This is a genomic window from Sutcliffiella rhizosphaerae, from assembly GCF_917563925.1.
GTDB classification, from domain to species: domain Bacteria; phylum Bacillota; class Bacilli; order Bacillales; family Bacillaceae_I; genus Sutcliffiella_A; species Sutcliffiella_A rhizosphaerae.
Genome location: NZ_CAKJTJ010000021.1, coordinates 29482 through 55567, shown reverse-complemented (window position 1 = coordinate 55567; position 26086 = coordinate 29482). Strand labels below are relative to the sequence as shown.

General features: G+C 38.9%; 15 protein-coding genes and 1 riboswitch. Of the genes, 11 read left to right on the top strand and 4 right to left on the bottom strand.

Annotation, left to right across the window (positions count from 1 at the left end; translation table 11 throughout):
- Positions 1-252 precede the first annotated feature (252 nt).
- Positions 253-9435, bottom strand: coding sequence for a carboxypeptidase regulatory-like domain-containing protein (locus tag LRP81_RS16100; protein ID WP_230502908.1), 9183 nt, complete (start codon positions 9433-9435; stop codon positions 253-255).
- A gap of 369 nt (positions 9436-9804) precedes the next feature.
- Between LRP81_RS16100 and LRP81_RS16095 the strand changes: the two genes are divergently transcribed.
- Both LRP81_RS16095 and LRP81_RS16090 read left to right on the top strand, forming a co-directional pair.
- A complete protein-coding gene (locus tag LRP81_RS16095; RefSeq protein ID WP_230502906.1) occupies positions 9805-10347 on the top strand; it encodes a phosphatase PAP2 family protein in 543 nt (180 codons plus the stop codon).
- An 11-nt stretch (positions 10348-10358) separates the two neighbouring features.
- Positions 10359-11501: a glycosyltransferase family 4 protein gene (locus tag LRP81_RS16090; protein WP_230502904.1), complete on the top strand. Its 1143-nt coding sequence runs from the start codon at positions 10359-10361 to the stop codon at positions 11499-11501.
- A 14-nt stretch (positions 11502-11515) separates the two neighbouring features.
- Here the strand turns inward: LRP81_RS16090 and asnB are convergent, their stop codons facing one another.
- The gene (gene asnB, locus LRP81_RS16085; protein WP_230502903.1) at positions 11516-13423 is read right to left on the bottom strand and encodes an asparagine synthase (glutamine-hydrolyzing); all 1908 of its coding nucleotides are present in this window, start codon (positions 13421-13423) and stop codon (positions 11516-11518) included.
- A 341-nt stretch (positions 13424-13764) separates the two neighbouring features.
- On the opposite strand from asnB, the gene LRP81_RS23245 reads away from it, so the two are divergent.
- Together LRP81_RS23245 and abc-f are read left to right on the top strand one after the other, a co-directional pair.
- A complete protein-coding gene (locus LRP81_RS23245; RefSeq protein ID WP_263458260.1) occupies positions 13765-13896 on the top strand; it encodes an RAxF-45 family protein in 132 nt (43 codons plus the stop codon).
- 229 nt (positions 13897-14125) lie between these two features.
- A complete protein-coding gene (gene abc-f / locus LRP81_RS16080; protein WP_230502902.1) occupies positions 14126-16009 on the top strand; it encodes a ribosomal protection-like ABC-F family protein in 1884 nt (627 codons plus the stop codon).
- Positions 16010-16156: 147 nt separating this feature from the next.
- Here the strand turns inward: abc-f and metK are convergent, their stop codons facing one another.
- Complete coding sequence (gene metK, locus LRP81_RS16075; protein ID WP_230502900.1) at positions 16157-17356, bottom strand: methionine adenosyltransferase; 1200 nt, start codon at positions 17354-17356, stop codon at positions 16157-16159.
- A gap of 176 nt (positions 17357-17532) precedes the next feature.
- Positions 17533-17697: riboswitch (SAM riboswitch) on the bottom strand.
- Positions 17698-18113: 416 nt separating this feature from the next.
- Between metK and pckA the strand changes: the two genes are divergently transcribed.
- Positions 18114-19700: a phosphoenolpyruvate carboxykinase (ATP) gene (pckA, locus tag LRP81_RS16070; RefSeq protein WP_230502928.1), complete on the top strand. Its 1587-nt coding sequence runs from the start codon at positions 18114-18116 to the stop codon at positions 19698-19700.
- Between the two features lie 284 nt (positions 19701-19984).
- Here pckA and LRP81_RS16065 read toward each other — a convergent pair whose 3' ends face one another.
- Positions 19985-20812 carry an alpha/beta hydrolase family protein gene (locus LRP81_RS16065; RefSeq protein ID WP_230502898.1) on the bottom strand — a complete coding sequence of 276 codons (828 nt, stop codon included), beginning with the start codon at positions 20810-20812 and terminating at the stop codon, positions 19985-19987.
- A gap of 72 nt (positions 20813-20884) precedes the next feature.
- On the opposite strand from LRP81_RS16065, the gene LRP81_RS16060 reads away from it, so the two are divergent.
- The 6 genes from LRP81_RS16060 (at position 20885) to LRP81_RS16035 (ending at position 25963) form a co-directional block, all read left to right on the top strand.
- Entirely contained in the window at positions 20885-21877 is a 993-nt protein-coding gene (locus LRP81_RS16060; protein ID WP_230502896.1) for an ABC transporter substrate-binding protein, read from the top strand.
- A gap of 11 nt (positions 21878-21888) precedes the next feature.
- Positions 21889-22656, top strand: a complete 768-nt coding sequence (locus tag LRP81_RS16055; protein ID WP_230502894.1) for an ABC transporter ATP-binding protein — start codon at positions 21889-21891, stop codon at positions 22654-22656.
- On the top strand, positions 22646-23452 hold the full coding sequence (locus LRP81_RS16050) for an ABC transporter permease (RefSeq protein ID WP_230502892.1): 807 nt from the start codon (positions 22646-22648) through the stop codon (positions 23450-23452). Before LRP81_RS16055 ends, LRP81_RS16050 begins: the two co-directional genes overlap by 11 nt.
- A 105-nt stretch (positions 23453-23557) precedes the next feature.
- Positions 23558-24151: a TetR/AcrR family transcriptional regulator gene (locus LRP81_RS16045; RefSeq protein WP_230502890.1), complete on the top strand. Its 594-nt coding sequence runs from the start codon at positions 23558-23560 to the stop codon at positions 24149-24151.
- Positions 24152-24251: 100 nt separating this feature from the next.
- A complete protein-coding gene (locus LRP81_RS16040) occupies positions 24252-25193 on the top strand; it encodes an ATP-binding cassette domain-containing protein (RefSeq protein ID WP_230502888.1) in 942 nt (313 codons plus the stop codon).
- Positions 25190-25963: an ABC transporter permease gene (locus LRP81_RS16035; protein ID WP_230502886.1), complete on the top strand. Its 774-nt coding sequence runs from the start codon at positions 25190-25192 to the stop codon at positions 25961-25963. Before LRP81_RS16040 ends, LRP81_RS16035 begins: the two co-directional genes overlap by 4 nt.
- Positions 25964-26086 lie beyond the last annotated feature (123 nt).

The following is a 26086-nucleotide window of genomic DNA, read 5'->3' as shown; positions in this document are numbered from 1 at the left end:
ATATGTAAATCAAATAGTAGTGATGCGTGTCTCCATTAATGTATTACCGAAAAACAAGAACACAAGCATCGATGTTTCCTTATTGTAAAGAGGCTAGGGAAGTTTGATGGTCGCTGGCACATGAAGCTAGACACTTCCAAGTTTATACTTTCTAATACTTTTAAAAGAGCAGGATAGAAAAACGGATCGGTTTTTCCTGTCCTGCTTCCATTTAGGGCTTATTGGAAAGTCCTTTTTTGATGATGATAAATCCTATTCTACTTCTTCCTTTTCTTCTATCCTATTTCTCTGTTGCTCGGATTCACTATCGTTTTTTGATGGTTTTCCTGTAATGATGACTTGAAGTGTTTCACTCCAATCAGAAACCCCACCTTCATTCTCAGCTTGGGCTAGTAGAAAATTATTTCCGTTTTTAAGATCCAAGATTGCTTGGAAAGTACCATTTTCTCGTGCTTCTACTGAATCTATCCTTGTTTTTTCTCTGCCTTTCTCTAGGTAAATATGGACGATAGAAAACGGTTCTGCCTGGCCTTTGATAGTAACAGGCTTATCGTTTGTTTGTATTCTTTTTTCGCCCCATTCAGGTGAACTTGGAGGTTCAACTGGTTCTGGTTCTTCTTCCCTTTCCGCATCCATTGCAAATCGCAGTGCTTGAACATAGACTTGTTTTCCTTCTTCTGTCCATCCTCTTTTTGGACCAATCATATTATTTACAGCAAAGCTCGATAACAGTAAGTGCATGTGATGCTGCCCTTTAAATTCATAGGCTATACTTGCACCCTTGTCTTCCTCATTTACATACAGATTTCCAATAATGTCACCTGGATATCCCAGAAACGTGGAATATGGACTTTTCTCACCATGAATGACAATAAACCCTTCATCATCTGCTACAATACCTTCAAATATTGGATGGTCTTTCTCTACTTTCACCTTAATAGAACTTTCGTTATACCCTTGTTGATCTAATAATGGATAGCCTGTTTGTTTTGCATATAATGGAATCGAGCCATCTCCCCATGTACCGGTAAACACAAGGCTTACTTCCATTTCATCCGCCTTTATCAACAGATTCTCCATTTGTTCATCTGTCCCTGCCTTTGTATTCACAACTACTAATTGATAATTATTGATATCATCTATCACATTCCAATCTTTTGCCTCTGAATAAAGCCCTTCCTCGTTCAGGAAATCGGTTAGTGTTTCGTTCCAATCACCAATAACTGCTACCTCGATACGTTGCATGAGCATGACAAGTTCTACATCACTTCCTGCGATGATAACTGTTTCGGTCATCTCCAAATATCCATTCGTCGTAACAGTTATTTCATACTCCCCGTCTTGCAGGTCGTCAAAGGTAGCAATTCCATTTTCACTAGTCGTTATTTCTTCCATTATCCCCGAAGAGTCCAATGCTTTTAACTTTACATTAGCACCAGAAATGGCCTGATCACTTGTATTTGTAATGGTAGCACGAATAATGGCCCCTTCTATCTTTTCAAGGACAAAGTCTGCCACTACTTCTTCGCCAAGCTCATTGATTTCAATCGTCTGCACTTGGTCAAGATAACCTCTTGCACTCACCTTTATTTCATAGGTACCATTACCAACGCCCATTTTATATTGCCCAGATGTATTTGTAATGGTTTCTATTCCTAAACTATCAATTCTAACCTTTGCATTTTCGATTGCCTCCCCATCTTCTGAACGAACTGTGCCAGTTACTTCACCTTGACTTGAAGAAATTGCAAAATCAATTGCATTGAAATACAGCTCTTTTGCTTCCTCCGTCCACCTTGATGCTGGGTGCCCATAAGTACCTGCATGAAGTCCTGACAATAATACATGTACAGAATTTGCTGTCCGATAATCATATCCAATGCCATCACCTAAATTACCTTTTTCGGGATGTGTCAAAGATCCTATTGTCGTTCCGCTATACCCCTGATAGACAGAATACTGCTGATTACTTGTCCCATTTCGTAAAATAGTGATTGTGTCGGATGTGAAGCCATTAAATATCGGATGATCCTGTTCCACCTTCACCTGTATTTGTGCACTTTCATAACTTTGACTTACGGAGGTTGGATCGTTATATACACTTGATAGATCCCGAATTGTACCACCGCTGAATTGTGAGGCGAAAATAATACTGACTTGATTGTTATCTGCTAACTCAACAAAAGACTGGAATTGTTCGTTTGTCATACTGGAATGACGATCATTAAAGATAATTAGCGCATACTCAGCAATCGTTTCTCGTAAAGCGTCCAAATTATTATTCATATGAAATGCTGAATCATACCCTCTTTGCTCCAATAGATCCATAATTCGACCACCATTAACCGCTGTACCTATTACAGCAATTTTTTCTGATCCCGCTAAAAAAAATTCTATTTCTGTAACTTCTTTCTCCTGTATCACAACATTGTTCTGAATCATAGGTGCATACCCTGGCGCTGTCACTCTTACAGTGTAGGTACCGACTGGCAGCACCGCTTCGAATCTACCTTCTGAGTCCGTTCTTCCACTTAATGGTGTTTCCAAAATGGTAACTGTAGCATCTTCGATAGCCATCCCAGTTTGGCTATCTTTAACAGTAGAATTTACAACCCCTGAATAAGCCGTCTGAATCTCAAAGCTTAATTCCTTCGTATCACCATTTTCTATTTCTATCGAGAACTCCCGTGGATGATGACCAAATGCTTCTACTTTTATTGTGTAGTTCCCGGATGGCAAACCAAGGTAAAATTGACCCTGCTGATCAGTGGTTATCACTTTCCCTGTTTCCAATACCGTGACAGTCGCTTGGACTTTCATATCTTTATCGTTGACTACTGTCCCTTCCATTTCACCAACTAACGATTCTTCGTTATCTAGTATCCAAGTAATCGTATTTTGCAAAATACGTTCTCTGTTTGAGTCAAAAAATTGAGGTGCACCTGGATGAAAGGGATGCCCAAATGTAAAGTTTGCCAATAACACTTCCAAAGATTGATTAGTTCTTCCTTTGTAACCTATCATCTCACCGATTCTTTCCCCTGAGGATGTCGATATTTGTGCAATGGTTTGTCCGTCATATTCATCAAATGCATAGTAGTAATTGGAACCGCTTGTAACTGGGAAAGCCTCATTTATTGGCACTCCATCCACAATTGGATGGTCCTCATATACTAATCCTTGAACACCAGCCATTGAACCACCAATCACCACCCCAGGGTTTTTGTGATAGTCATTCATATATCTCAATGACCCCCTACCACCATGCTGTCCTGTCCAAATGATGGAAGTCTTTGTTCTATCAAGTGCCTCCACGAAATAATTAAATTCTGCCATTGTTGGTATTTTGCTATTGTCATAATCTGAATTTGCAATCACCAAATCCACATCTTCCAAAAGTTCGGTGTTTGTAAAATTCAACTCGGTTACATGATAGCCTTTTCCTTCGAGATATTGTTTTAAGGGAATGGTACCTGAGGCAGTTGAATCGACAATGACCCCTATGGTAGGGGATGGTTTTAATTTCACATTTTTTTCCAATCTTCCACTTTGTTCAACCACGACATTCTCTACTTTTTCCACATATCCTTCTTTTGTAAAAACAAGATCATAGTTACCTGGCATTAACCTACTTAATTGGAAGGAGCCTTGTGTGTTGGTATATGCTACTCTTGGGGCATTTAGCACTTCTACTTTAACTCCATCTATCGCATTCCCACTTTCTTCATCTTCCACTATCCCGACAATTTCACCAACAGACTCTTCAACTTGCATCACAAGTTCTATAGGCTCTGAGCTGGAATTTACTTGGACAGATCTTGTTACTGTTGTATAGCCGAAAGATTCGACTGTAATTTCATATTCTCCATCAAGCATCGCAATACTGAATGCTCCTGTTTCTGGATCGGATATAGTATCAAATGCTTCCCCTTCTACGGAAATGGTTGCTGAAAGAGGTACTCCTTCTCCATCCGTTATCGTTCCGCTAATTGATTGGTATTCTACATTAGCTGCCCAGACGATAGCATCTACTAAGAAATCTTTCCCTTGCTCCGTATAATGGTCTTTATTACGGAATGTACCAAAGCCATGTCCTCCTAATAACAATTCAACACTATTTGCAGTTCTTGGTTTATAGGCAACACCTGGACCATGTATCACATCATCCCCCTCGTGCCTTAAGGATGCGAGTGAATAGCCAGAGTACCCTTCAAAAGTAGCTACTCTCCCACCTGTTGGCAAGGTCATCTCTAAGAACTCTCCAACTTTCTCTCCTCTAAATAAGGGATGCTGCTCATCGACAACATATCCTGCGGCTCTGGTAGTATTAAGAATGGTTCTCCTTGCATCTGGATCTTGGCGTAATGCCACTAACCTTGCTAAGCCAGAATTACTTGAATAGTTTTCACCGAAAATCACACTCGTTCCTGCTAAATCCGCTTGTTCCATCAACTTATTAAATAAAGGTAAAGGCAACTCAGTACTAGTTGCTTCATTGATGAATAGCACATCATAGTCCTTTACTTGGTCCACTACATTTGCAAAAGTAAGGGATGTCACAGGAATTCCCGCATCTCCCATCAAAGATTGAAAATTTCGTCCACTGACAGAGTAATCTTTTAGCACTGCAACCTGAGGAGTAGAATACAGTTCGATCATGACTTCATCTTGCACTCTACCTACTTCAATTCTTTGTTTCACCAAAATGTATCCGGATTTTTCTATCTGCATGGTATAGCTTCCATACTCCATCTCAGTAAATTCAAATCGTCCATTTGCAGAAGTTACTTTTTCCATCACGATTTCATTATCTTTGATCATTTGTACAGTCGCTTCTGCAATTGGCTGTTTGCTGCTTCCATCCGTGACAATTCCCGATATTTTATCCCCGTTTGCAGATGCAAGAACAATTTCTAAATTTATAGGAGAACCATGCTCGATTACGACCCTCTCGGTTTGCGTGGCAAAACCATTTGCTCTAATTTCAATGGTGTACTCCCCTTCATCATGGAATAATTCAAACTCTGCCCGTTCACCCTTAGTTTTGCTAGTGACATTTGTTTCGACAATCCCGATTTCTGCTTGAACAGGATTACCATCAAGGTCTACTACAGTTCCTATCATTTTTCCAAAATCGGTTTCCATTAGGAAGTCTAAGCCATTAAAGAGGATGGTTTGCATTTCTGGAAGCCATCCTTGCAGCGGAGAAATCCACGGTGATCCCCCGTGATTTGCCAGCAGTAAGTGCGCACTATTTTCGGATACCGCCTTATAGGAAATTCCTGTCCCTCTCATCCCTTGGGTAGTGCTTCCAATACTGGCAAGATGGCGACCTGAGTATTGATTGAACCATGCAAAATCTCCTGTTCTAGTAAATAAGGTAACTCTATCCCCTTTTGTAAACCCATTAAGAATAGGATGTTCTTCATCTACCTGTAACCGAACCTGTCCTGATCCATTAAAATGAGCCATCTCTTTTGGGTCTTGTTGGAAATCATTCAGATGATGAATAGAACCATAGTTTGACCCCCATGAATCGGTAAATACTAGATGAACATTATGTTCTTTCGCATTTGCTACCAATTCAAGAAACAGTGCCTCATTTGGTTTCCAGCCACCTGAGCCATATGCGCCATTCAAATACACTATTTTATAGCGGGATATATCATTGACAATGCCCCAATCTCTTTCCTCTGCCAAAAATCCATTAGCATTCAACAGGGCTGTAATTTCTCCTTCCCAATCATTCAATACGGCGATATCGATTGGCATCAGATTCACTTCAAGTGCGAAAATTGCTTTAGGCTCGATTGTTATCATTTCAGACCACTCTTTATAGCCATTTAACGTAAACACAACTTCATAACTTCCTTCAAATACTTCATCAAACGCTACCCGGCCATCATTGTCTGTATTATCCTTTAAAGGGGTATCTTTAATTGTAACCTCTACATCTGATAGGCTTTGAGAAGTTCTTTTATCTTTAACGGAAATAGTTAATCCACCTATTTCTGCCTCCTCTAACGTAAAATTCCTCTCCTCTTTATAACCAGAAACAAACGTAACGTGCTCTAACACTTGTTTCTTACCATAGGAGGATACTTTTAAGGTGTAATCCCCTGGCTGATGTTGGAAGCGATAGCGACTATCAGAAATCATTTCCCCAACTCTGTCTGTTTCTAATGTGGATATAGTCGCTTCTACTGGCTCCCCGTTTTCATCTAAAATGTTCCCTTCTACTGTTCCAGGTGACTGGAAACTAACAAGACCATTGCGATGAGGGACAATGACATTACCAGGAAGTACGAGACTGCCCGATGTACTATAGTCTGGCATTGTAAAGTCTTGTAGCACTGTACCAGAAAATATGTCAATCGCTTGCATGATTCCACTCGCACCAGAGAAAAACAAGATACCGTTTGCACTTACTGCCCCATTGTGGAGCGCGGATCCGACTGTACGGTTGCTCCATACTTCTTCTCCGGTACGTTTATCAAACGCCTTTAGTAAGGGATGGGCATATGAACCAGTAATGACAATATTTTCATATACAATAGGAGATCCCCCTTGTGAATCGCCAACTCCTGCAATCTGCCACGATATTTCACCTGTCCCTCCGTCAATTGCGAGAAGAGAGCCGCTACCGCTGCTAAAATTCGTACTTTGAACATAAACAGTTCCTTCCTGATACACAGGTCTCGAAGCAAACCCTTCTTGTTCAAGCTGCCTGCTCCAAATTTCTTCTCCATCAGAGAGTTTCAATGCTCTGAAAGTACGGTTTTCATAGGAACCAACATATACGTTGTCTCCTCCTATTGCACCTCCGAAATAGGAAGAGCCTCCTAACTGTTTAGACCATAATACCTTTCCATCTGTCGCATTCAATGCATGGACACTAGCATTATTCGTTAGTCCTGAACTGACGATAAGTGTACCGTCTTTATATAATGGAGATTCATAAACAGCAGGCTGCCCGACAGATCTGCTCCATCTTATGTTTCCATTTTCCAGATTTAAGGCATAGATAGTACCGTCCTGCCCTCCTGATAGAAAGATAGTATTGTCGGAAATCGTTGGAGTAGAACGGTTCGTTGCACCAAGTCTAACACTCCACCTTTCTTCACCAGTAATGGCATCCAATGTCGTCACCCATCCCCTGTCTGTGGTGAAAACGACAAATTCCTCTGTTGCCGTAGGACTTGAGAAAAGGATTTGTCCTTTTGACCCATTCTCATATTCCCACTGAGGATTCAACTCATTAATATCAATAGCATTAGATGATACCGCATTTCTATGATAGCTACTATTAGCTGTCATCCAATGTGAAGAATAAGTACCTTCCTTCTTTTCCACTTCCAATGTCAATTCTTGATTTCCCGTTATTTCTATTTGTCTACCGGCACCTTTTATCCCTTCCCCGGAGACAAGTAATTCATAAGTTCCTTCTGGAATGTTGGTCATTTGGAAATTACCAAACTTGTCTGTTCTGACGTTAAGTGGTGTTCCTTTTAAGCTGATATATGCATACGGAATTGCATCCTGAGTCTCTTTGTCTATTACTCTCCCAATTACTTCATACCGGATGGCAGGAACGAGACTCCAATCTACCGTAGTAGCCTCTCCTTTTTTAATGACCACTTCTATTTGTAAAGGTTGGTATCCAAATGCGCTCACTAAGACTGTGTGATTTCCTTCCTTCACCGAGAATTCAAAAGGTCCATCAGTAACCTCCAAACTGATTTCCTGAGCTGGTATCTCAATTTTGATTGGTATATCACTTTGATCAGCTGTTTGTACATTCCCTCTTAATTTTCCTGCAAAGGCCACTTCTGTCACTGCCTTGTAGATGTTGACGATTCCTTCTCCATATAAATCATTTGGGAGAGAACCCATATGGGGCTCATGTCTTGCAGTTTTTATGAGTATGTCTTTAATATCCTGAATAGACAGGTCCTGATTTGCCTGCAACAGGAGGGCAATAGCTCCTGCGACATGCGGCGTTGCCATTGAAGTACCACTGATTGTATGATACTTTCCATATCCTCTGACACCCTCTGGCCATGCTGAAAAAATTTGATGCCCTGGGGCGGTGAGGTTCGGTTTCAATATGCGCTGCTGGTTTCCAGCTTCATCAATCCAAAAAACAGGTCCACGACTGGAAAAAGATGCGATTTGATCGTGAATATCCGTTGCACCGATAGTTAAAGATTGTGGAAAGCTTCCTGGTGATCCAACCGTTTGTGCGCCAGGACCTTCATTCCCTGCAGCAAAGAGAGGAACGATTCCGGCAGCCAGCCATGCTTGTACATCTTCATAAAATTCCATGTTGTAGGTATTCGCATTTCCCCAGGAGTTATTAACAATGTGAGGAGCTTTTGATGGATCTCCACCTGGTGCCATAAACCACTCAAATGCACGATGTATGCCTGATACAGTGGCAGATCCTCCATCTGTAAAAATTTTGGCTGCGATCCACTCAGCCTCAGGTGCTACACCTATGGGTTCTCCCCTTCCGCCACCAACTGCAGTACCCGCAACATGTGTACCATGACCATTTCCATCATGTGGAGTAGCATAGTTTTGTCCCGAAACATCTATCCAAGAATACTGGTGATTTCCATCCCTTCCACGATAGTTATGTGCTAATGCCTCATGTCCACCATCTACACCAGTATCCATGATTCCTATGACAATGCCTTCTCCTCTTATTCCATACTCTCCCCATACATTTGTTGCCCTGATTTTTTCAAGTCCCCATTCTGGAAGCCTTGGTTGCGAGCTGTCTGTTGTTATTTCTGGTAATTCAATTATGCTGTCTAACGTAATTTTCTCAATAAGTTCTTGATTCATAAGCTCTTCCAAGCCTGTTTCATCCACGGTTATTGTGAAACCATTTATTATCCACAAAGGTTCAATGTTTTCCACCATTCCCTTTTTCTCAAGAGCCTCCAAAAAGTCTTCTAACTCTTTTTGTGTATCATTTGCATGTTTCTGAAGACTATTTGTCACCATTTTCACACGTTCTTCATGGGACACTTTTTCTCTAGCACTCATGGATACTTTCGCTATATCTGGTTTCTCTTTCAATCGAATGATTACGTCTGCTTTTCCATCTTTTTTTACACTTTCGCTAACTGCCGATTCAACTTTCCATTCCTCCTCTTCATTGAATTCCTTATCATCTTCCATTAAATTCGGGACTTCCCAATCAAGACCAGAGAAAATATCGGTAGTTCGATCCCCTTCGTCATCTATATCGTTCCATTTAGTTAATTGCTCTTTATACTCTTGTTCTCGTTGTTTTTCCAACTCCAAGTCTTGACTAGTACTCTCACCAAAAGAATTTTCAATTGCTGAAACAAATTGAGGAATATAACTTCCCATCAATAAAATAAAAATAAATAGAACAGATTTCAACCGTCTTCTTTTGTACATCCAGACCCCCCCTTATATAATTACGTTGTAATAAATACACGAAAAATAAGAGAATACCTGTTAATTTTTTCACTATTTTGACAATTTTAACTAAATTGATTAATTAGGCCTATAAATCCTTGTCGAATCTTTCTATCTTTTTTCTTAGTAAAATCTGATAGTCCTTTAATCTATTTGTCATCACATATTACTCCATGTAAGAGGGTATTCGGCTAATCGCTGGGATGTATGTATTTAATGGCTCTATTATGTTTATGTTGTTTGTAAATTTTCTGTGATCTTCTAACATAATTTTTTTACATAGGATTATAACTTCCTAAATAATACAACTGTAAAATGGGATGTAGGAACATTAAGGAGGTCTTGAATATGGGGAAAATAATAAATGGATTTTACGAATTTGAATGTACTATTTTTCGAAAAATTAACAGACATTTTGATAAAAAGAGTGTAAATGTATTTTTCCAGTATCTTACCCATTTCGGGGGAGCAACCTTTACCATTTTCTCTGTTCTTATCTTACTAGTGCTTAGTAGTAATCCTCTTAAATTATCTGCTATTGCTAGTCTTATAGCACTTACTCTAAGCCATATTCCTGTTGCTTTAGCAAAAAAATTTTATCCTAGAAAGCGCCCTTACCTAGCTCTAGATAAAATAAGAGTGACTTCTAATCCGTTAAAAGATCACTCCTTCCCATCTGGGCATACAACAGCTATTTTCTCAGTCATTACTCCACTTATCCTTTCTTTTCCAGTCCTTGCATTCATTCTTATACCACTTGCTTTATTAGTTGGAATTTCAAGGATATATCTTGGACTTCACTATCCATCCGATGTTGCTGCAGGAATGATTCTTGGTAGCGGTACTGGTGTATTGACATTCATTTTCATACATTTCCAGATCATATTGTGAGGAGGGATTCTATGAAAATTGCTATTTTTACTGACACATTTGCCCCAGACGTCAACGGAGTTGCCCGAACATTACAACGGTTCACTAAACACCTGGAAAAAAATAATATGGAATATAAAGTTTTTGCTCCTGAAACACCTGGTAAGGACTTGTTCTCCAGTCAAATACATCGCTTTATGAGCTTGCCGTTTTTTTTATACCCGGACTGTCGGCTTGCATTTCCTAATATGATCTCTGTTAAGGCACAATTGCTTGCGTTCAAGCCAGATATCATCCATATTGCTACTCCTTTTAACATTGGCCTTTGTGGGCTCCACTTTGCAAAAAAGCTTGGCATACCAGTTGTAGGCTCCTACCACACAGACTTTGACAAATATCTTGAATACTATGATCTTCAATTTCTCTCCAAAATCCTGTGGCGTTACATGCATTGGTTTCATCGGTCCATGCGTAAAATTTTTGTTCCATCCACTGCCACTCAGGAACATTTACGAAAACACGGTTTTACAAATACCTCGATTTGGCCAAGAGGGGTTGACTGTGCGGTTTTTCAACCTGACTTTTCGCCTAAGAAGCTAAAGCAAAAATACCATATCAAAGAGAAGTACCTTCTTACTTATGTAGGAAGATTAGCACCTGAAAAAGATGTAGCATTGCTTCCAAGAATTCAAGCGTCACTTCCAGAGTTTATCAAGAACAATGTGCACTGGCTTTTGGTCGGAGATGGACCCTTTAAACAAGAACTTTCCAACTTGACAACGAAAAATATGACGTTTACTGGGTTTCTATCAGGAAATGGCTTAGCAGAAGTGTATGCAGCATCTGACCTCTTTGTATTTCCTTCTGCTACAGAAACCTTCGGAAATGTTGTACTGGAATCTCTTGCGTCTGGTACACCAGTTATTGCTGCGAACGCAGGAGGTGTAAAAACTATTGTTCAACAAGGGATTACTGGTTATCTGTGTCCAGAAAAGAATCCACATGCTTTCGCTTCTTCCGTTACTAGCCTATTACTAGATAAGGAAAAACGCGAGGAAATGGCAATCGCAGCTAGAGAGTACGCACTCAAGCAATCTTGGGATGCCATTTTCAACAGACTCTTGGAAGATTACCAACATGCCCTAATTCAAGAAGATTTGCAAGTACTTGCATAAAAAGGAGGCACGCGTTATGCCTCCTTTTCATTTTGCTTATTGCGAACTGTATCCACAAACTGCTTTTTATTAATGGCTTTCCGTTTTTGTTCATATATATCTTGCCAAATTAAAAAGATTAACACGGTCCAGATTTTTCTGCTGTTATCCTTGGTTCCTTTCCTATGTTCAGCGAGCATTTTTTTCACATATTCTTTATGGAAGTATTGATGACAAACGGCACTATTGTCTAGTATCCCTAATGCCCATTCATAAAGCTCTTCTTTGAACCAAACCCTTAATGGAACAGGAAAACCCAGTTTTTTTCTATCCACTACATGTGAAGGAACGATTTCACGAAATGCTTCCCTAAGCTTAGCCTTCGTCGTTTTTCCGTAGATTTTGTGAGAGTATAAAAGGCTTGATGCTATCTTAAACACTTGTTTATCCAGAAATGGAACCCTGACCTCTAATGAATTTGCCATAGACATGCGATCTGCCTTGACCAGAATATCCCCACGAAGCCATGTCATGATATCTACATATTGCATAGTAGTGACATCACCTAAACCCAATGCTTTTTCGTAGTACTCCTTTGTAATTTGTTGATGATTTATATGAGGCTGGTAATCTCTCCACAAGTGTGGCTTCTCTTCTTCAGGAAAAATTTTTGCATTTCCGATAAATCGATCTTCCAAGTTACTACAACCTCTCAAAAGGAAATTTTTCCCTTTCATTCCATCCGGCATCTCTTTTGCAAGAAAGAGAAGACATTTTTTTATAATGGGTGGCATACTAGTGATACCCTTTAGAGATTGTGGCTCACGATAAATATTGTAGCCTCCAAACAACTCATCTGCCCCTTCACCTGAAAGAGCTACTTTTACATGCCTTCTTGCCTCTCGTGCTAAGAAAAACAAAGGGACGACAGATGGATCTGCAACGATATCATCGAGAAGCCAAACAATTTTCGGTAACTCTCTTGTAAATTCTTCTGGTTGGATGATATATGGTATATTTTCAATCTTAAATTCTTCAGCCGTTTTCTCCGCAATATCGACTTCACTGTATCCTTGAACATCAAATCCCACCGAAAATGTTTGGATATTAGGATGGCATTCTTTCGCAAGTGCTGTAATGATAGTAGAGTCAATCCCACCAGATAAAAAGCATCCAACCGGCACATCACTTCTCATATGTTTATAGACGGATGCTCGCAATGATTCCTTAATTACTTCTGTTATGCCTTTTTCAGACTGAATAACTGGTTGAAAGGTAGGATGCCAATATTCTGTCCAGACCGCTTCTTCATATGGTTTTTTATAAAAGAAATGGCCAGGCTTCATTTTTTTAATAGAAGAATAAGGTGTATGCGGTTCTGGTATATATTGAAATGAAAGGTATTGCTGGAAAGTATCTGTTTGTAATGATTCATTTTCTAATAAACATGGCAGCAAGCTTTTCAATTCAGAACCAAACGCAAACTTGTTGTTATCTTCCAAATAATAAAATGGTTTAATCCCGAAATGATCACGAGCGCCAAACAATATTTTTTCTGTGCTGTCCCAAATGACAAAGCTAAACATCCCCTCTAACTTCTCCACACATCTATCTTTTTCTCTCATGAATAATTGCAGGATTACTTCTGTATCCGAGTTTGTCTGGAAGGAACATCCCTGATTTGTTAATTCATTTCTTATTTCCACATAATTATAAATTTCTCCGTTGAATACAATCCAATATCTTTGTGATTTATCACTTAATGGCTGATGTCCTTTCTCTAAATCGATAATACTTAATCGTTGAAAGCCAAGCTCGATGGTATCATCGCTGAATATACCAGAATCATCTGGTCCTCTATGACCAATGGTTTCCATCATTTCAGAAATAGAATAGTCTACATCTGCCTTTTTATTTTTTAGGAATCCAACAAATCCACACACACAAACACCCCTTCTTTTTGCGAAGTATCACATTTCCCTTTAATAATTACTCCTAGTGTAGACGTAAAGAAGAGCATTCTAAACATGGGCTAATAGTCATCATAGAGAAGCTCCAATTAATCAAAGAAAAAGATGCATTAGCCAGTTACGTGGAAATTTAACTTTTCCTTAAAAGTAAATACAGGAAGTGAGTGGTTTAATAACGCTAATTATGAGCTTTTGTAAAGTTGGATAAAGCAAAAAAGTTTGTGGTACTGTCTTAAATTATAAAATTATTTGCAATTTTTTTTATGCATCCTATATAATGGACGTATCTTACATGTTCGAAAGGAGGGATAAAGATGTTACTATCTGTTGATGCACGCACACCATATATGGCATATTTGCATATTTGTCGTGCAATTTTTCATGATTTAGTTGCTAACGGGATACGTCTGTCCTTTTTTAGCAAACTGAATACATGTTACAGATAGTAAGCTATCTTTACCCCCCACACTTTATTTAAATAGATTATATTTCTATTTTAACTGGAGTATGTTTACCAGTTATACCTTTTACAGTCATGGGAAAGAAGATACCTTCTTACTCATGGCTTTTTTTGTTGGTTCTTTCTTAATAGCTTGGTGCTTGGAACTAAGATAAAGCAACAACTATAACAAGAACTGTCTTACAATTATGGTTGAGATAAAGGAGAAAACGAATATGTTATGTACGTTGAATAATATTACAAAGAGCTTTGCAGGAACGCTTATATTTGAGAATATTTCACTTGATATACAGGAAAAGGATCGAATCGGCTTAGTTGGTCGCAACGGAAGCGGGAAGACCACCCTTTTTCAGCTAATCAGCGGAAATGAAACACACGATAGTGGTGCCATTCATCTAAAAAAAGAAACGAATATTGGGTATCTTGCACAAATACCTTCGTTTCCGAAAGGTACAACAGCAGAGGAAGTACTTCTCTCTGCATTTTCAGAGGTTATTAAATTACAACACAAATTACGGGAATTTGAATTGTTGATGTCTCTACATCAAGACGAAGTAACCATGGCAAAAATTATGAGTGAATATGGAAGTATCCAGGAAAGTTTTGCTTTTCTTGGCGGTTATGAAATAGAAAGCTCTATTCAAAAAATAGCGAACGGGTTAAAAATTAGTTCCTTGCTTTCACAGGATTTTTCTAGCTTAAGTGGTGGGGAACAAACCAAAATATGTTTAGGGTTTATTTTACTTCAACAACCAGATCTTTTATTACTCGATGAACCAACCAATCATTTGGATATCTTTTCTGTAGAATGGCTGGAACAATATTTAAATGAGTATGATGGCACAGTTGTTGTCATTTCCCATGACCGGTATTTTTTAGATGAAGTTGCTACCAAGATTTTTGACATGGAGGATGGAGAAGTCCACATTTATCACACAAATTATAGTGGCTTCATAAAAGAGAAGGAAGAACGCCTGCTCCTAGAATTCGCTGTTTACCAAGAACAGCAAAAGAAAATTAAAAAAATGCGCGAAACCATTAAACGGTTAAAGGAATGGGCCAATCAAAGTAACCCTCCAAATGCAGGTCTTCACCGGAGGGCAAAAAGCATGGAAAAAGCATTGGATCGGATGGAAAAAGTGAAGCGTCCCATCCTTGAAAGAAAGGCAATGGGATTACACTTCGACTCTAGAGATCGGAGTGGTAAAGATGTCATTTTACTCGAAGATGTGAATATGACATTTAGCGAAAAGAGGCTATTACAAGATGTGAACCTTGCCGTCTATTATAAGGAGAGAGCCGCAATCGTTGGCCAAAATGGTACAGGAAAATCCACCATATTAAAAATAATACTTGGACAATTAAGTCCAGACTGCGGAGTTGTAAAGCTTGGAAGTAATGTGAAAATTGGCTATTTATCACAGCATATTAAACCAACGAATCCCAATCAATCATTAATTGATGCTTTCCGGGAGGATATCTCTATAACCCTGGAACAGGCAAGACATGTCCTTGCTAAATTTCTCTTTTACGGTCCAGCGGTTTTTAAAAAAGTAAACAGCTTAAGTGGAGGAGAAAAAATGCGCCTCCGTTTAGCACAATTAATGCATCAGGATATCAACTTATTAATTTTGGATGAACCAACCAATCACCTTGACATCGATTCACGAGAGGTTTTAGAAGAAGCACTTGAAGATTTCAACGGTACTATTCTCGCAGTTTCCCATGATAGATACTTCCTAAATAAATATTTTGAAAAGACATGCTGGCTTGAAAACCATGCAATCGTCACATACGAGGGAAACTATCAATATGCACGGGGGAAACGAACGGAAAAACAGGCTCTATCCATAACTAAGTCCAAAATGGTAACAACAAAACCTACACTACCGCAACAAAAAAACGAAACACAAATGGAGCCTTTATCTTCAGAGAGATTGGAACATCAATTGGAAAATGTAGAAAACGAAATATTTATCTTAGAAGAAAAAATGAGCATGGAAAATGATTTAACCTCCCTTCAAAAAATGCAAGCAGAGTTAATTACAAAAGAAGTGGAACGGGAAAGGTTATATGAAAAACTAGAAGACGTACTATAGTAGCCCCTCTTTAGGCAGCGAGAAAGTGGGATTTCACCTAATTGACGGATCGAAGGCTTGTCACTGTCTTAACTTAAAAATCTTCTACTTTTCTTTTATATATGAAAAAAGCCGTTTCACACCCAAAGTGTGAACGGCTTTTATTCATTATGCGTTTGCTTGATCTTTCAAAAGATCCGCTTTATCTGTTTGCTCCCAAGGTAGATCAAGATCATTACGACCGAAATGTCCATATGCAGCAGTTTGCTTATAAATAGGTCGGCGAAGGTCTAACATCTTAATGATTCCTGCAGGACGAAGATCGAAATTGTTTCGTACAAGTTCTACCAATTTCTGTTCTGAAACTTTCCCAGTTCCAAATGTATCTACCGCAATCGATACTGGTTGTGCTACACCAATTGCGTATGCAAGTTGTACTTCACATTTGTCTGCAAGACCACTTGCCACGATGTTTTTTGCCACATAGCGAGCAGCGTATGCACCAGAACGGTCAACTTTTGTTGCATCTTTTCCTGAGAATGCTCCACCACCGTGACGTGCATATCCACCGTACGTGTCAACGATGATTTTACGGCCAGTCAGACCTGCGTCCCCTTGTGGTCCACCGATAACGAAACGGCCAGTCGGGTTTATAAAGTATTTTGTGTTTTCATCAATTAATTCAGCAGGTACCACAGGTTTAATGACATATTCCTTGATGTTTCTTTGAATACGGTCTAAAGAAACTTCTGGATGATGTTGTGTAGAAATAACGATTGTATCAATACGAACAGGTTTATCGTTCTCATCATATTCAACGGTTACTTGAGTTTTACCGTCAGGACGTAAGTACGGAAGGATTTCTTCTTTTCTTACCTCTGTTAAACGACGAGATAACTTGTGAGCTAATGATATAGGAAGTGGCATTAATTCCTTCGTTTCATTACATGCAAATCCGAACATTAAACCTTGGTCCCCTGCTCCGATTGCTTCGATTTCCGCATCAGTCATTTGACCCTCACGAGCTTCCAATGCCTGATCAACACCCATTGCGATGTCAGCAGACTGCTCATCAATAGAAGTTAATACCGCACAAGTTTCTGCATCAAATCCGTATTTTGCACGAGTATAACCGATACCCTGAATCGTTTCGCGAACAATTTTCGGAATGTCCACATAAGTAGAAGTGGTAATTTCACCGGCTACTAAAACTAATCCAGTGGTAACAGATGTTTCACATGCTACACGAGCATTTGGATCATTAGTTAGAATTGCATCAAGAATGGAATCGGAAATTTGGTCACAAATTTTATCCGGATGTCCTTCCGTTACTGACTCAGAAGTAAATAAACGACGTTGGATAGTCATTAAAAAAAGTTCCTCCTTTTTGTATATGAAAAGCAGATGACCCTTTCATGTACAATTTTTAATTATTGATACGGATCTCAGTTCCTGTTGTGTTGTTCTTCGTTATCTTGTGTAAAAATATAAAAAACCTTCCCACTAAATTGAGGAAAGGTTTGTTTTCAAGAATTAGCCTTTCACTCTTATCGGTCAAGGTCAATGCCTTGCTCAGGTTTAGCACCTTTTCTCAAACGACCTAATCAGGTCTTTTTATTAGCGGCGGCGTGCTTTATTACGCTCGCTCAACAATTGAGCAGGTTGCTGGGTTTCATAGGGCCTGCCCCTCCACCAGCTCGGAATAAGAGTATCCGTTCAAGGTTCTATATTAGCGTACAGAAACCTTTCATGTCAATAAAAAAGAAAAATAATTCGACAAGGATTTACAGAAGTAATAAGTTTACATACATTATGAGTACCGACTATTTGCAAATACTGCTTTTTCATGTTTTTCTATATAATAAGGACAATTCTTCCACAGAGGCTTTACTTTTATTTAAATTGCCGGGAAGCTTATCCTCCAAAAAAGTAAGCGTTTACTTTAAGTCGATAACAGAGCCTTTTAACACGGATAAGCCTTTTTTTCGAATAATGTTAACGATTTTGATTTCTTTTCATAAAATAAGTTAATTAGTATGGACTATTTAATTGAATGTGTTATACTTTTTAACAGATAACAAAAACTATTTTTTATATTTTTTAAATTGAAGGAGAGTTATCCATGATGAAAACGGTTGGTATCGATAATGGATTGACAAAATTAGTATACGGAAACAATGTCAAGGTTCAGCTATCTGTTCCTCAATTAGTGGAAAAAATATTGAACCGTAATGAAGGCAGCTTGACATCAACTGGTGCCGTAGTGGCAACTACAGGTAAATACACGGGGCGCTCCCCTAAAGATAAGTTTATTGTGGAAGAACCAACCAGTAAAGAAAAAATTGATTGGGGTACTGTTAACAGTCCCATTTCTGAAGAAGTTTTTGACGCTTTATATAATAAAGTACTTTCATACTTAGAACAAAAAGACGAGATTTTTGTATTTAAAGGCTTTGCTGGTGCTGATGAAAAATATCAATTACCCATTCAAGTAGTCAATGAATTCGCATGGCATAACCTATTTGCACAGCAACTTTTCATTCGTCCAGATGATGAGCAGTTAGCCAAGCATGAAACCGCATTCAGTATCGTTTCTGCACCAAACTTTAAGGCAGATCCAGCAGTTGACGGAACAAATTCAGAAGCATTCATCATCATTTCCTTCAGCAAGCGCATCGTATTAATCGGTGGAACAGAATATGCTGGAGAAATGAAAAAATCTATCTTCTCTGTGATGAATTACCTTTTACCTGAAAATGGCATTATGCCAATGCACTGCTCCGCTAACGTTGGACGCGAAGGTGATGTTGCCCTATTCTTTGGATTATCCGGAACTGGAAAAACAACACTTTCGGCAGATCCTAACCGTAAGCTAATCGGTGACGATGAACATGGCTGGTCTAACACTGGTGTGTTCAATATTGAAGGTGGCTGCTATGCAAAATGCATTGGTCTCACTCGTGAAAAAGAACCTCAAATTTTTGATGCTATCCGTTTCGGATCTGTTTTAGAAAATGTAGTCATTGATGGTCAATCTCGTGTAGCTGATTATGATGATTCCACTTTAACAGAAAACACTCGTGCTGCCTACACGTTAGATGCGATGACAAATATTGTGGAACCAAGTATTGCTGGCCACCCAACAACAATAGTCTTTTTAACAGCGGATGCAACAGGAGTCTTGCCTCCAATAAGTAAATTATCAAAAGAACAGGCAATGTTCCATTTCCTTAGCGGATATACAAGTAAGCTTGCTGGTACAGAGCGTGGAATTACTTCTCCACAAGCTACATTTTCTACATGCTTTGGATCACCTTTCTTGCCACTACCTGCAACCACCTACGCAGAAATGCTAGGTCAAAAAATCGACGAGCATAACGTGCAGGTTTACCTCGTAAACACTGGTTGGACTGGTGGAGGCTATGGCGTAGGTAACCGCATGAAACTTTCTTACACAAGAGCAATGGTGCAAGCTGCTCTTGAAGGAGAACTAACTAATGCTGAAGTATCTATAGATCCATATTTCGGAGTTAGTGTGCCAGTACATGTCACAGGAGTTCCAGATGAGGTTCTACAGCCTAAACGTACTTGGCAAGATGAAGAAATGTACGATCAAGCTGCACGTGAACTTGCAGGTAAGTTCAAAAATAACTTCAAAAAGTTTGATAATGTTCCTGCTGAAGTTCTCGGACTCGGTGGACCGACTATATAATAAGCAAAGCAAGCTGCTGAGATTTCTCAGCAGCTTTATTTGTTATTAGATTGCGTAAAAAGAAGTGTGTCGACCTATTAATTTTGCTGGCTCAAAGCTTAAATTTAGCGGCAACGCGACATAAAGAGTGATATGTGGCTTTCAATAGGTTATTTAGATGTTTAAAATGCTGATTTAGAGATTTCCAAAGCCGATTTAGATATTGAAGCGTTTATTTAGAGATTTAAACAGCTTATTTGAAGATTTGCCAAATTATCAGGAAGTTAACCTGGCAATACTTCCCCCTATTGCCTTTTCATCCAGTCACACAATCGCTCCACTATTCTCCTATTTTCTTTTGGAGGAAAATAATGCGTAAACTCAGAGTAGTACCATGTTTCAACGGGCAGAGTATGTTCTTTTGCACATTTTTCTAAGCGGTAAGAATGCTCAATGGAAACATTATGATCCTTTTCCCCATGAATTAATAATATTGGTGCTTTCAGCCTTTCAAGCTTAAATAACGGGGTCCGCCATTCGTACCGTTCTGGATACTTTGTCGGAGTTCCTCCAATCACACGTTTCATCATCCGTCTTAAATCAACACGTTCCTCGTAGGTTAAAAACATATCAGATACTCCTCCCCATGATACAACGGAACGTGTTTCTGGAAATTCTATACCTGTCATTAAAGCCATGACCCCACCTCTGGAAAAGCCAAAAACGTGAATGCGATCTTGCTTTACTTTTTGATGAGTTGTTAATAGTTGAAAAGCTGAGAAAGCATCGACTCTGTCATCACCGGCAAAATCCTCATTACCTTCTCCCCCTTGATTACCGCGGTAAAATGGTGCCATTACAACAAATCCTTCAGATGCAAACTGAACAATCCGTCCAACTCTTACCTGACCAACATTTTTAATCCCACCTCGTAAATATAAAAAGCCCTCGTATTGCCCGTCCTTTTTGGGTTCAGCCAAAAGTCCCTTCACCTTTAGTCCATTGCTATAATAGGTTACCTTAAAGACATTAATATAGGGACTTGGTGATGGAAACGCTTGTTTTTCGACTATCTTTCCGTTATGTACTTGCAACTTTCTGCCTCCTTCATTACCACATAGGCATTCACACATATTTAGCCCAAATCATACTCTAATCTATATAAACATACAAAGCATTTGCCTAATTTTTAGAGGAGGTAGAATATGAAAGGCTTAAGAATAACGGGTTCCATATTATTATCTTTCTTAGTCATCACTGCATTAGTTGCTTGTGGTGGAAAAAACGAAACAATTCGTATTGCAGAAGTAACACGTTCTATTTTTTATGCTCCCCAATATGTTGCGATTGAAAAAGGTTTTTTTGAAGAGGAAGGCTTGGAGGTTGAATTAACCACAGCTTGGGGTGGAGACAAAACGATGACCACCTTGCTAGCTGATGGTGCAGATATCGCTTTAGTTGGCTCGGAAACGTCTATTTATGTTTATGCTCAAGGCTCCAACGATCCTGTCATAAATTTTGCACAGCTCACTCAAACTGACGGTACTTTCCTAATAGCTAGAGAGAATCTCATTGATTTTGCTTGGGATAACCTAGAGGGCAGCACATTCCTTGGTCAACGTAAGGGTGGAATGCCTCAAATGGCAGGTGAGTTTGTTTTGAAAAAGCATGGAATAGACCCACAAAATGATTTGAACCTTATTCAAAACATTGATTATGCAAACATTCCGAGTGCCTTTGCATCAGGAACGGGAGATTTTGTTCAGCTTTTTGAACCGCAAGCAAGTATTTTTGAAGCAGAGGGAATTGGCTATATTGTCGCTTCATTTGGAGAAGAGTCTGGTCATCTTCCATATACAACCTTTATGGCAAAAGAAAGTTATTTAGAAGAAAATGCTGAAGCTGTTGAGAAATTTACAAGAGCTTTATACAAAGCACAGAAATGGGTAGAAAATAACCCAGCCTCTGAAACTGCAAAATTGATTCTACCTTACTTTGATGATACATCAGTGGAGCTAATTGAATCGGTAGTGGATCGATATAAAAGTCAGGGATCCTTTGCTACAGATCCGATTCTAGATCAAGAAGAGTGGGATAACTTACAAAACATTATGGAGGAAGCTGGAGAACTCCCACAATATGTGGAGTACAGTCAGCTCGTAAACACATCCATTGCAGAAGAGGTAATGGGAGAATAGGATGATGAACGATGAGTTTATTATCAATTAACCAAATTGATCATATCTACTTTACCCCAAAACAAGCTACCAAAGTGCTTGAGGACATCACCATTAATGTGGAGGAAGGAGAATTTATTTCCTTTCTCGGTCCAAGTGGATGTGGAAAAACAACGTTGCTTTCCATCATCGCAGGTTTGCTACAGCCTTCAAAAGGTACCGTACAACTCAAGGGTAAAACCTCGAAGGACTCAATAGCTGAAATTGGCTATATGCTCCAACAGGACTATCTTTTTCCGTGGAAAACGATTGAAGAAAATGTCCTGATAGGTTTGAAAATCTCTAATAAATTTACAAAAGAAAATAAGTCCAAAACGTTAAATCTACTTAAGGATATGGGACTTCCCGAAGTAGAAAAACTTTATCCCCCTCAGCTTTCAGGAGGCATGAGGCAGCGTGTGGCACTTGTGAGGACACTTGCAACCGATCCAAAACTACTTTTACTGGATGAACCCTTTTCTGCACTAGATTATCAAACTAAATTGAAATTAGAAGACTTGGTATTTACCACCCTGAAATCATTTAAGAAAACTGCGTTGCTTGTAACTCATGATATTGGAGAAGCGATTGCGATGAGCGATAAAATTATTCTACTAAAAGCCAATCCTGGAAGAGTCGCAAAAACCTTTAGCGTGCCAAAAGAAATCCGGGAATTAGTTCCGTTCAAAGCAAGGCAACACCAAGAATATACTTCGTTGTTCCCACACATCTGGAAGGAGCTGGAACAACTTGAACAATAATACAAATACAGAGCTTTTACACAGCCAATTTCTTAGGCAACGGAAGAAAACAACCTATAAGGTACGCCTCTACCAGATTATTATCTTTGTTATGTTTTTCACATCATGGGAACTTGCTGGCAAAAATAGCTGGATAAATCCGTTGCTCTTCAGTTATCCAAGCCGAATATGGAACCTATTTATCGAGAAAATACAGGATGGAACGTTACTTTCAAATATAGGTATTACGCTGACAGAGACCATTTTTGGTTTTATTTTAGGAACATTGGCTGGAACGATTCTTGCTGCTATCCTTTGGTGGTCACCCATGACTTCAAGAGTACTAGAACCATACCTGGTCATCATGAATGCCATGCCTAAAGTTGCGCTTGGCCCAATTTTAATTGTGGCAATCGGTCCGAATATGGGATCTATCATTATGATGGGTGCGATAATATCAGTTATTATAACCACGATTGTAGTCTATACAGCTTTTAAGGAAGTAGATGACAATTATTTAAAAGTGTTGCGTACTTTTGGGGCCAGCCGTAAACAACTTTTTCAGCAAGTTGTCCTCCCTGCATCCTATCCCACCATTATTTCCACATTAAAAGTAAACGTGGGGCTTGCGTGGGTAGGTGTGATAGTAGGGGAATTTTTAGTTAGCTCGAAAGGACTCGGCTATATGATTATCTATGGATTCCAAGTCTTCAACTTCACGCTCGTCCTACTCAGCCTATTGATTATTGCAGTGTTTGCTACTATAATGTACCAACTTGTTGAATTCTTAGAAAAGAAGCTTGTAAAGCACACGTAAAATAGAATGTGTAAAATATCCTTCTCGCTATGTTACTTTTCTTTCTTTTATTAGTAAGATATGATGAAAAGACAACATCTTTTCTTGGGAAGGATTTAAAAAAATATGGCACCATTAAATGATAAACAGCTAGAACAAATAAAAATTGAACGAAAAATTCAAATTATGACTGCAGCATTACGTGTATTTTCCGATAATGGGATCAAGCTTACGAAGATTAGCATGATAGCAAAAGAAGCTGGAATTAGTCACGGTCTTCTTTATCACTACTTCCGTTCAAAGGATGAAGTTTTGCACACAAGTTTAGAATGGGCAATGTCAGGAACAGACGAATTATTTCAGAGTCTTGATAATCAATTTTCGCCTTTGGAAAAAATAAAGCAATTCACATTGATCGCTTTTTCAGTAAGAAATAGTGATGTATTTAGGATTGTTCAACATATCACGCGTACCGATTATCCTGTACCGGAATCAACCAAAACGTTAATTCACAAAACTGGTCAACGTTATATTGAATTTCTTTATCCACTCATCATTGCAGGGCAACAAGCAGGAGAAATTATTGAGGAAGAGCCCCATGAATTATTAGACCTTTTCCTAACAGTCATTTCAGGATTAATGACAGAAGATTTAACCTCATGGGAGAACCAATTGGAGAAAAAAGTAGATCTTCTTTTAAGAATGATTACGAAACGATAATACAAACCCATCCTTAAAAATATATTGACTAAGGATGGGTTTCCATTTATTCTTATATTGACTGAACGAGTCAATCAAAAATTTTGCGAGGTGTTTTAGTATGGTAAAGCCGATAATAATGGTCGACGGTTTACAAAAAAGATATGGAAACAAACAAATCCTCAAAGACATCGATTTACAAGTAGAAGAAGGTTCCATCTTTGCTTTACTTGGAGAAAATGGTGCAGGCAAAACAACAACTGTACGAATTCTCTCTACTTTGATTAATGCTGACGGGGGCACTGCTTACATTGATGGTTTTGATTGTCAGCATCAGCCCCAATCAATAAAAAAAAGAATCAGCCTTACTGGCCAATACGCAACGGTGGATGAGCAATTGACTGGAGAAGAAAACTTGATTTTGATAGGACGGTTATTGCACTTAGACAAAAAGACGGCAAATAAAAGAATAACGGAACTTCTAGAACTATTTGATTTATCCTCACATGCAAAAAAACTAGTCAAAACCTATTCGGGAGGAATGCTAAGGAAGCTTGATATCGCTATCAGTCTGCTCGCATCACCAAAGGTAATATTTCTTGATGAACCAACAACAGGGCTAGACCCAAGAAGTAGGCAAAATATGTGGGAAATGGTAAAAGGGTTAGCCGCGGATGGTGTCACTATTTTTCTTACCACACAATATTTAGAAGAGGCAGAAGTACTTGCAGATAAAATTGCTGTACTACACGGTGGAAGAATTATTGCAGAAGGAAGCTCAGAACAATTAAAAAGCCTTGTAGGAGAGGAAAAATTGGTGTGGGTATTTTCAGAAGAAACATCCTTAGCACGAGCTCAATCCCTATTAGGTGGAGAGTTAAATGAAGCGGAAAATATTTTAGTTACAAATTCCGACGGTTCCATTGAAGACCTACGACAAACTCTAAACATTTTTCATGAACAGGGTATTATTCCTACCTCCTTTCATTATCGAAATCCTACTATTCAAGATGTATTTATGGTTCTTACAGATAAAAATGAAAAAGAGGGTGTAGCGGTATGAAAGACATAACATACGGACATTTTGTCAGTGACAGTTGGAATTTATTCAGACGGAATGTGAAACATTTACTTCGAAATCCTGAATCTTTATTTGTAAGTATCTTTTTACCAGTCATTCTCATGTTGCTTTTTGTTTATGTCTTTGGTGGAGCTATCCACACAGGTACCGAATATGTGAACTACATTGTGCCAGGAATTATTATAACCTGTGTTGGTTATGCAAGTTCAATGACAGCTATTAGCGTTACTCAAGATATGGTTGGTGGGATGTTTGACAGATTGCGCAGTATGCCTGTTCATTCATCATCCCTTTTAATAGGGCATGTAGCAGGAAGTTTTATTAGAAACAGTATTAGTACTATTTTAGTAATTGCAGTTGCTTTTCTAACAGGCTTTGAAGCAAATGCTGGATTGTTAGAGTGGCTGGCTGCAATAGGTATATTAGGGTTATTCCTACTTGCAATCAGCTGGCTTTCTGTTGTATTTGGTTTACTAGCAAATACTGTAGAGACAGCCAGTTCTTTCACATTTATCGTCATGTTCCTTCCATACATCAGTAGTGCTTTTGTTCCTACTGACACGATGCCAACATGGTTGCAAGCATTTGCTGCTAATCAGCCAATGACTCCACTGATTGAAGCAGTTCGTGGCTATCTAATTGGTACCCCAAATACAAATGAAGTTTGGCTAACCCTTATTTGGTTTGGAAGCTTACTCATTATCTCGTTCTTTTTGGCAACAGCGATCTATAAAAGAAAAAGCAGGACTTAAACGGAAACCCCTTGGGTATCTCCCACAAGCAAAAGATGATGCGACAAAAAGGTTGTGCTTTTCCTTCTTGGCGTAAAGGCTTATGACTAATGACTTTGAGCTAGACCTAAAAAAGAAGGAGAC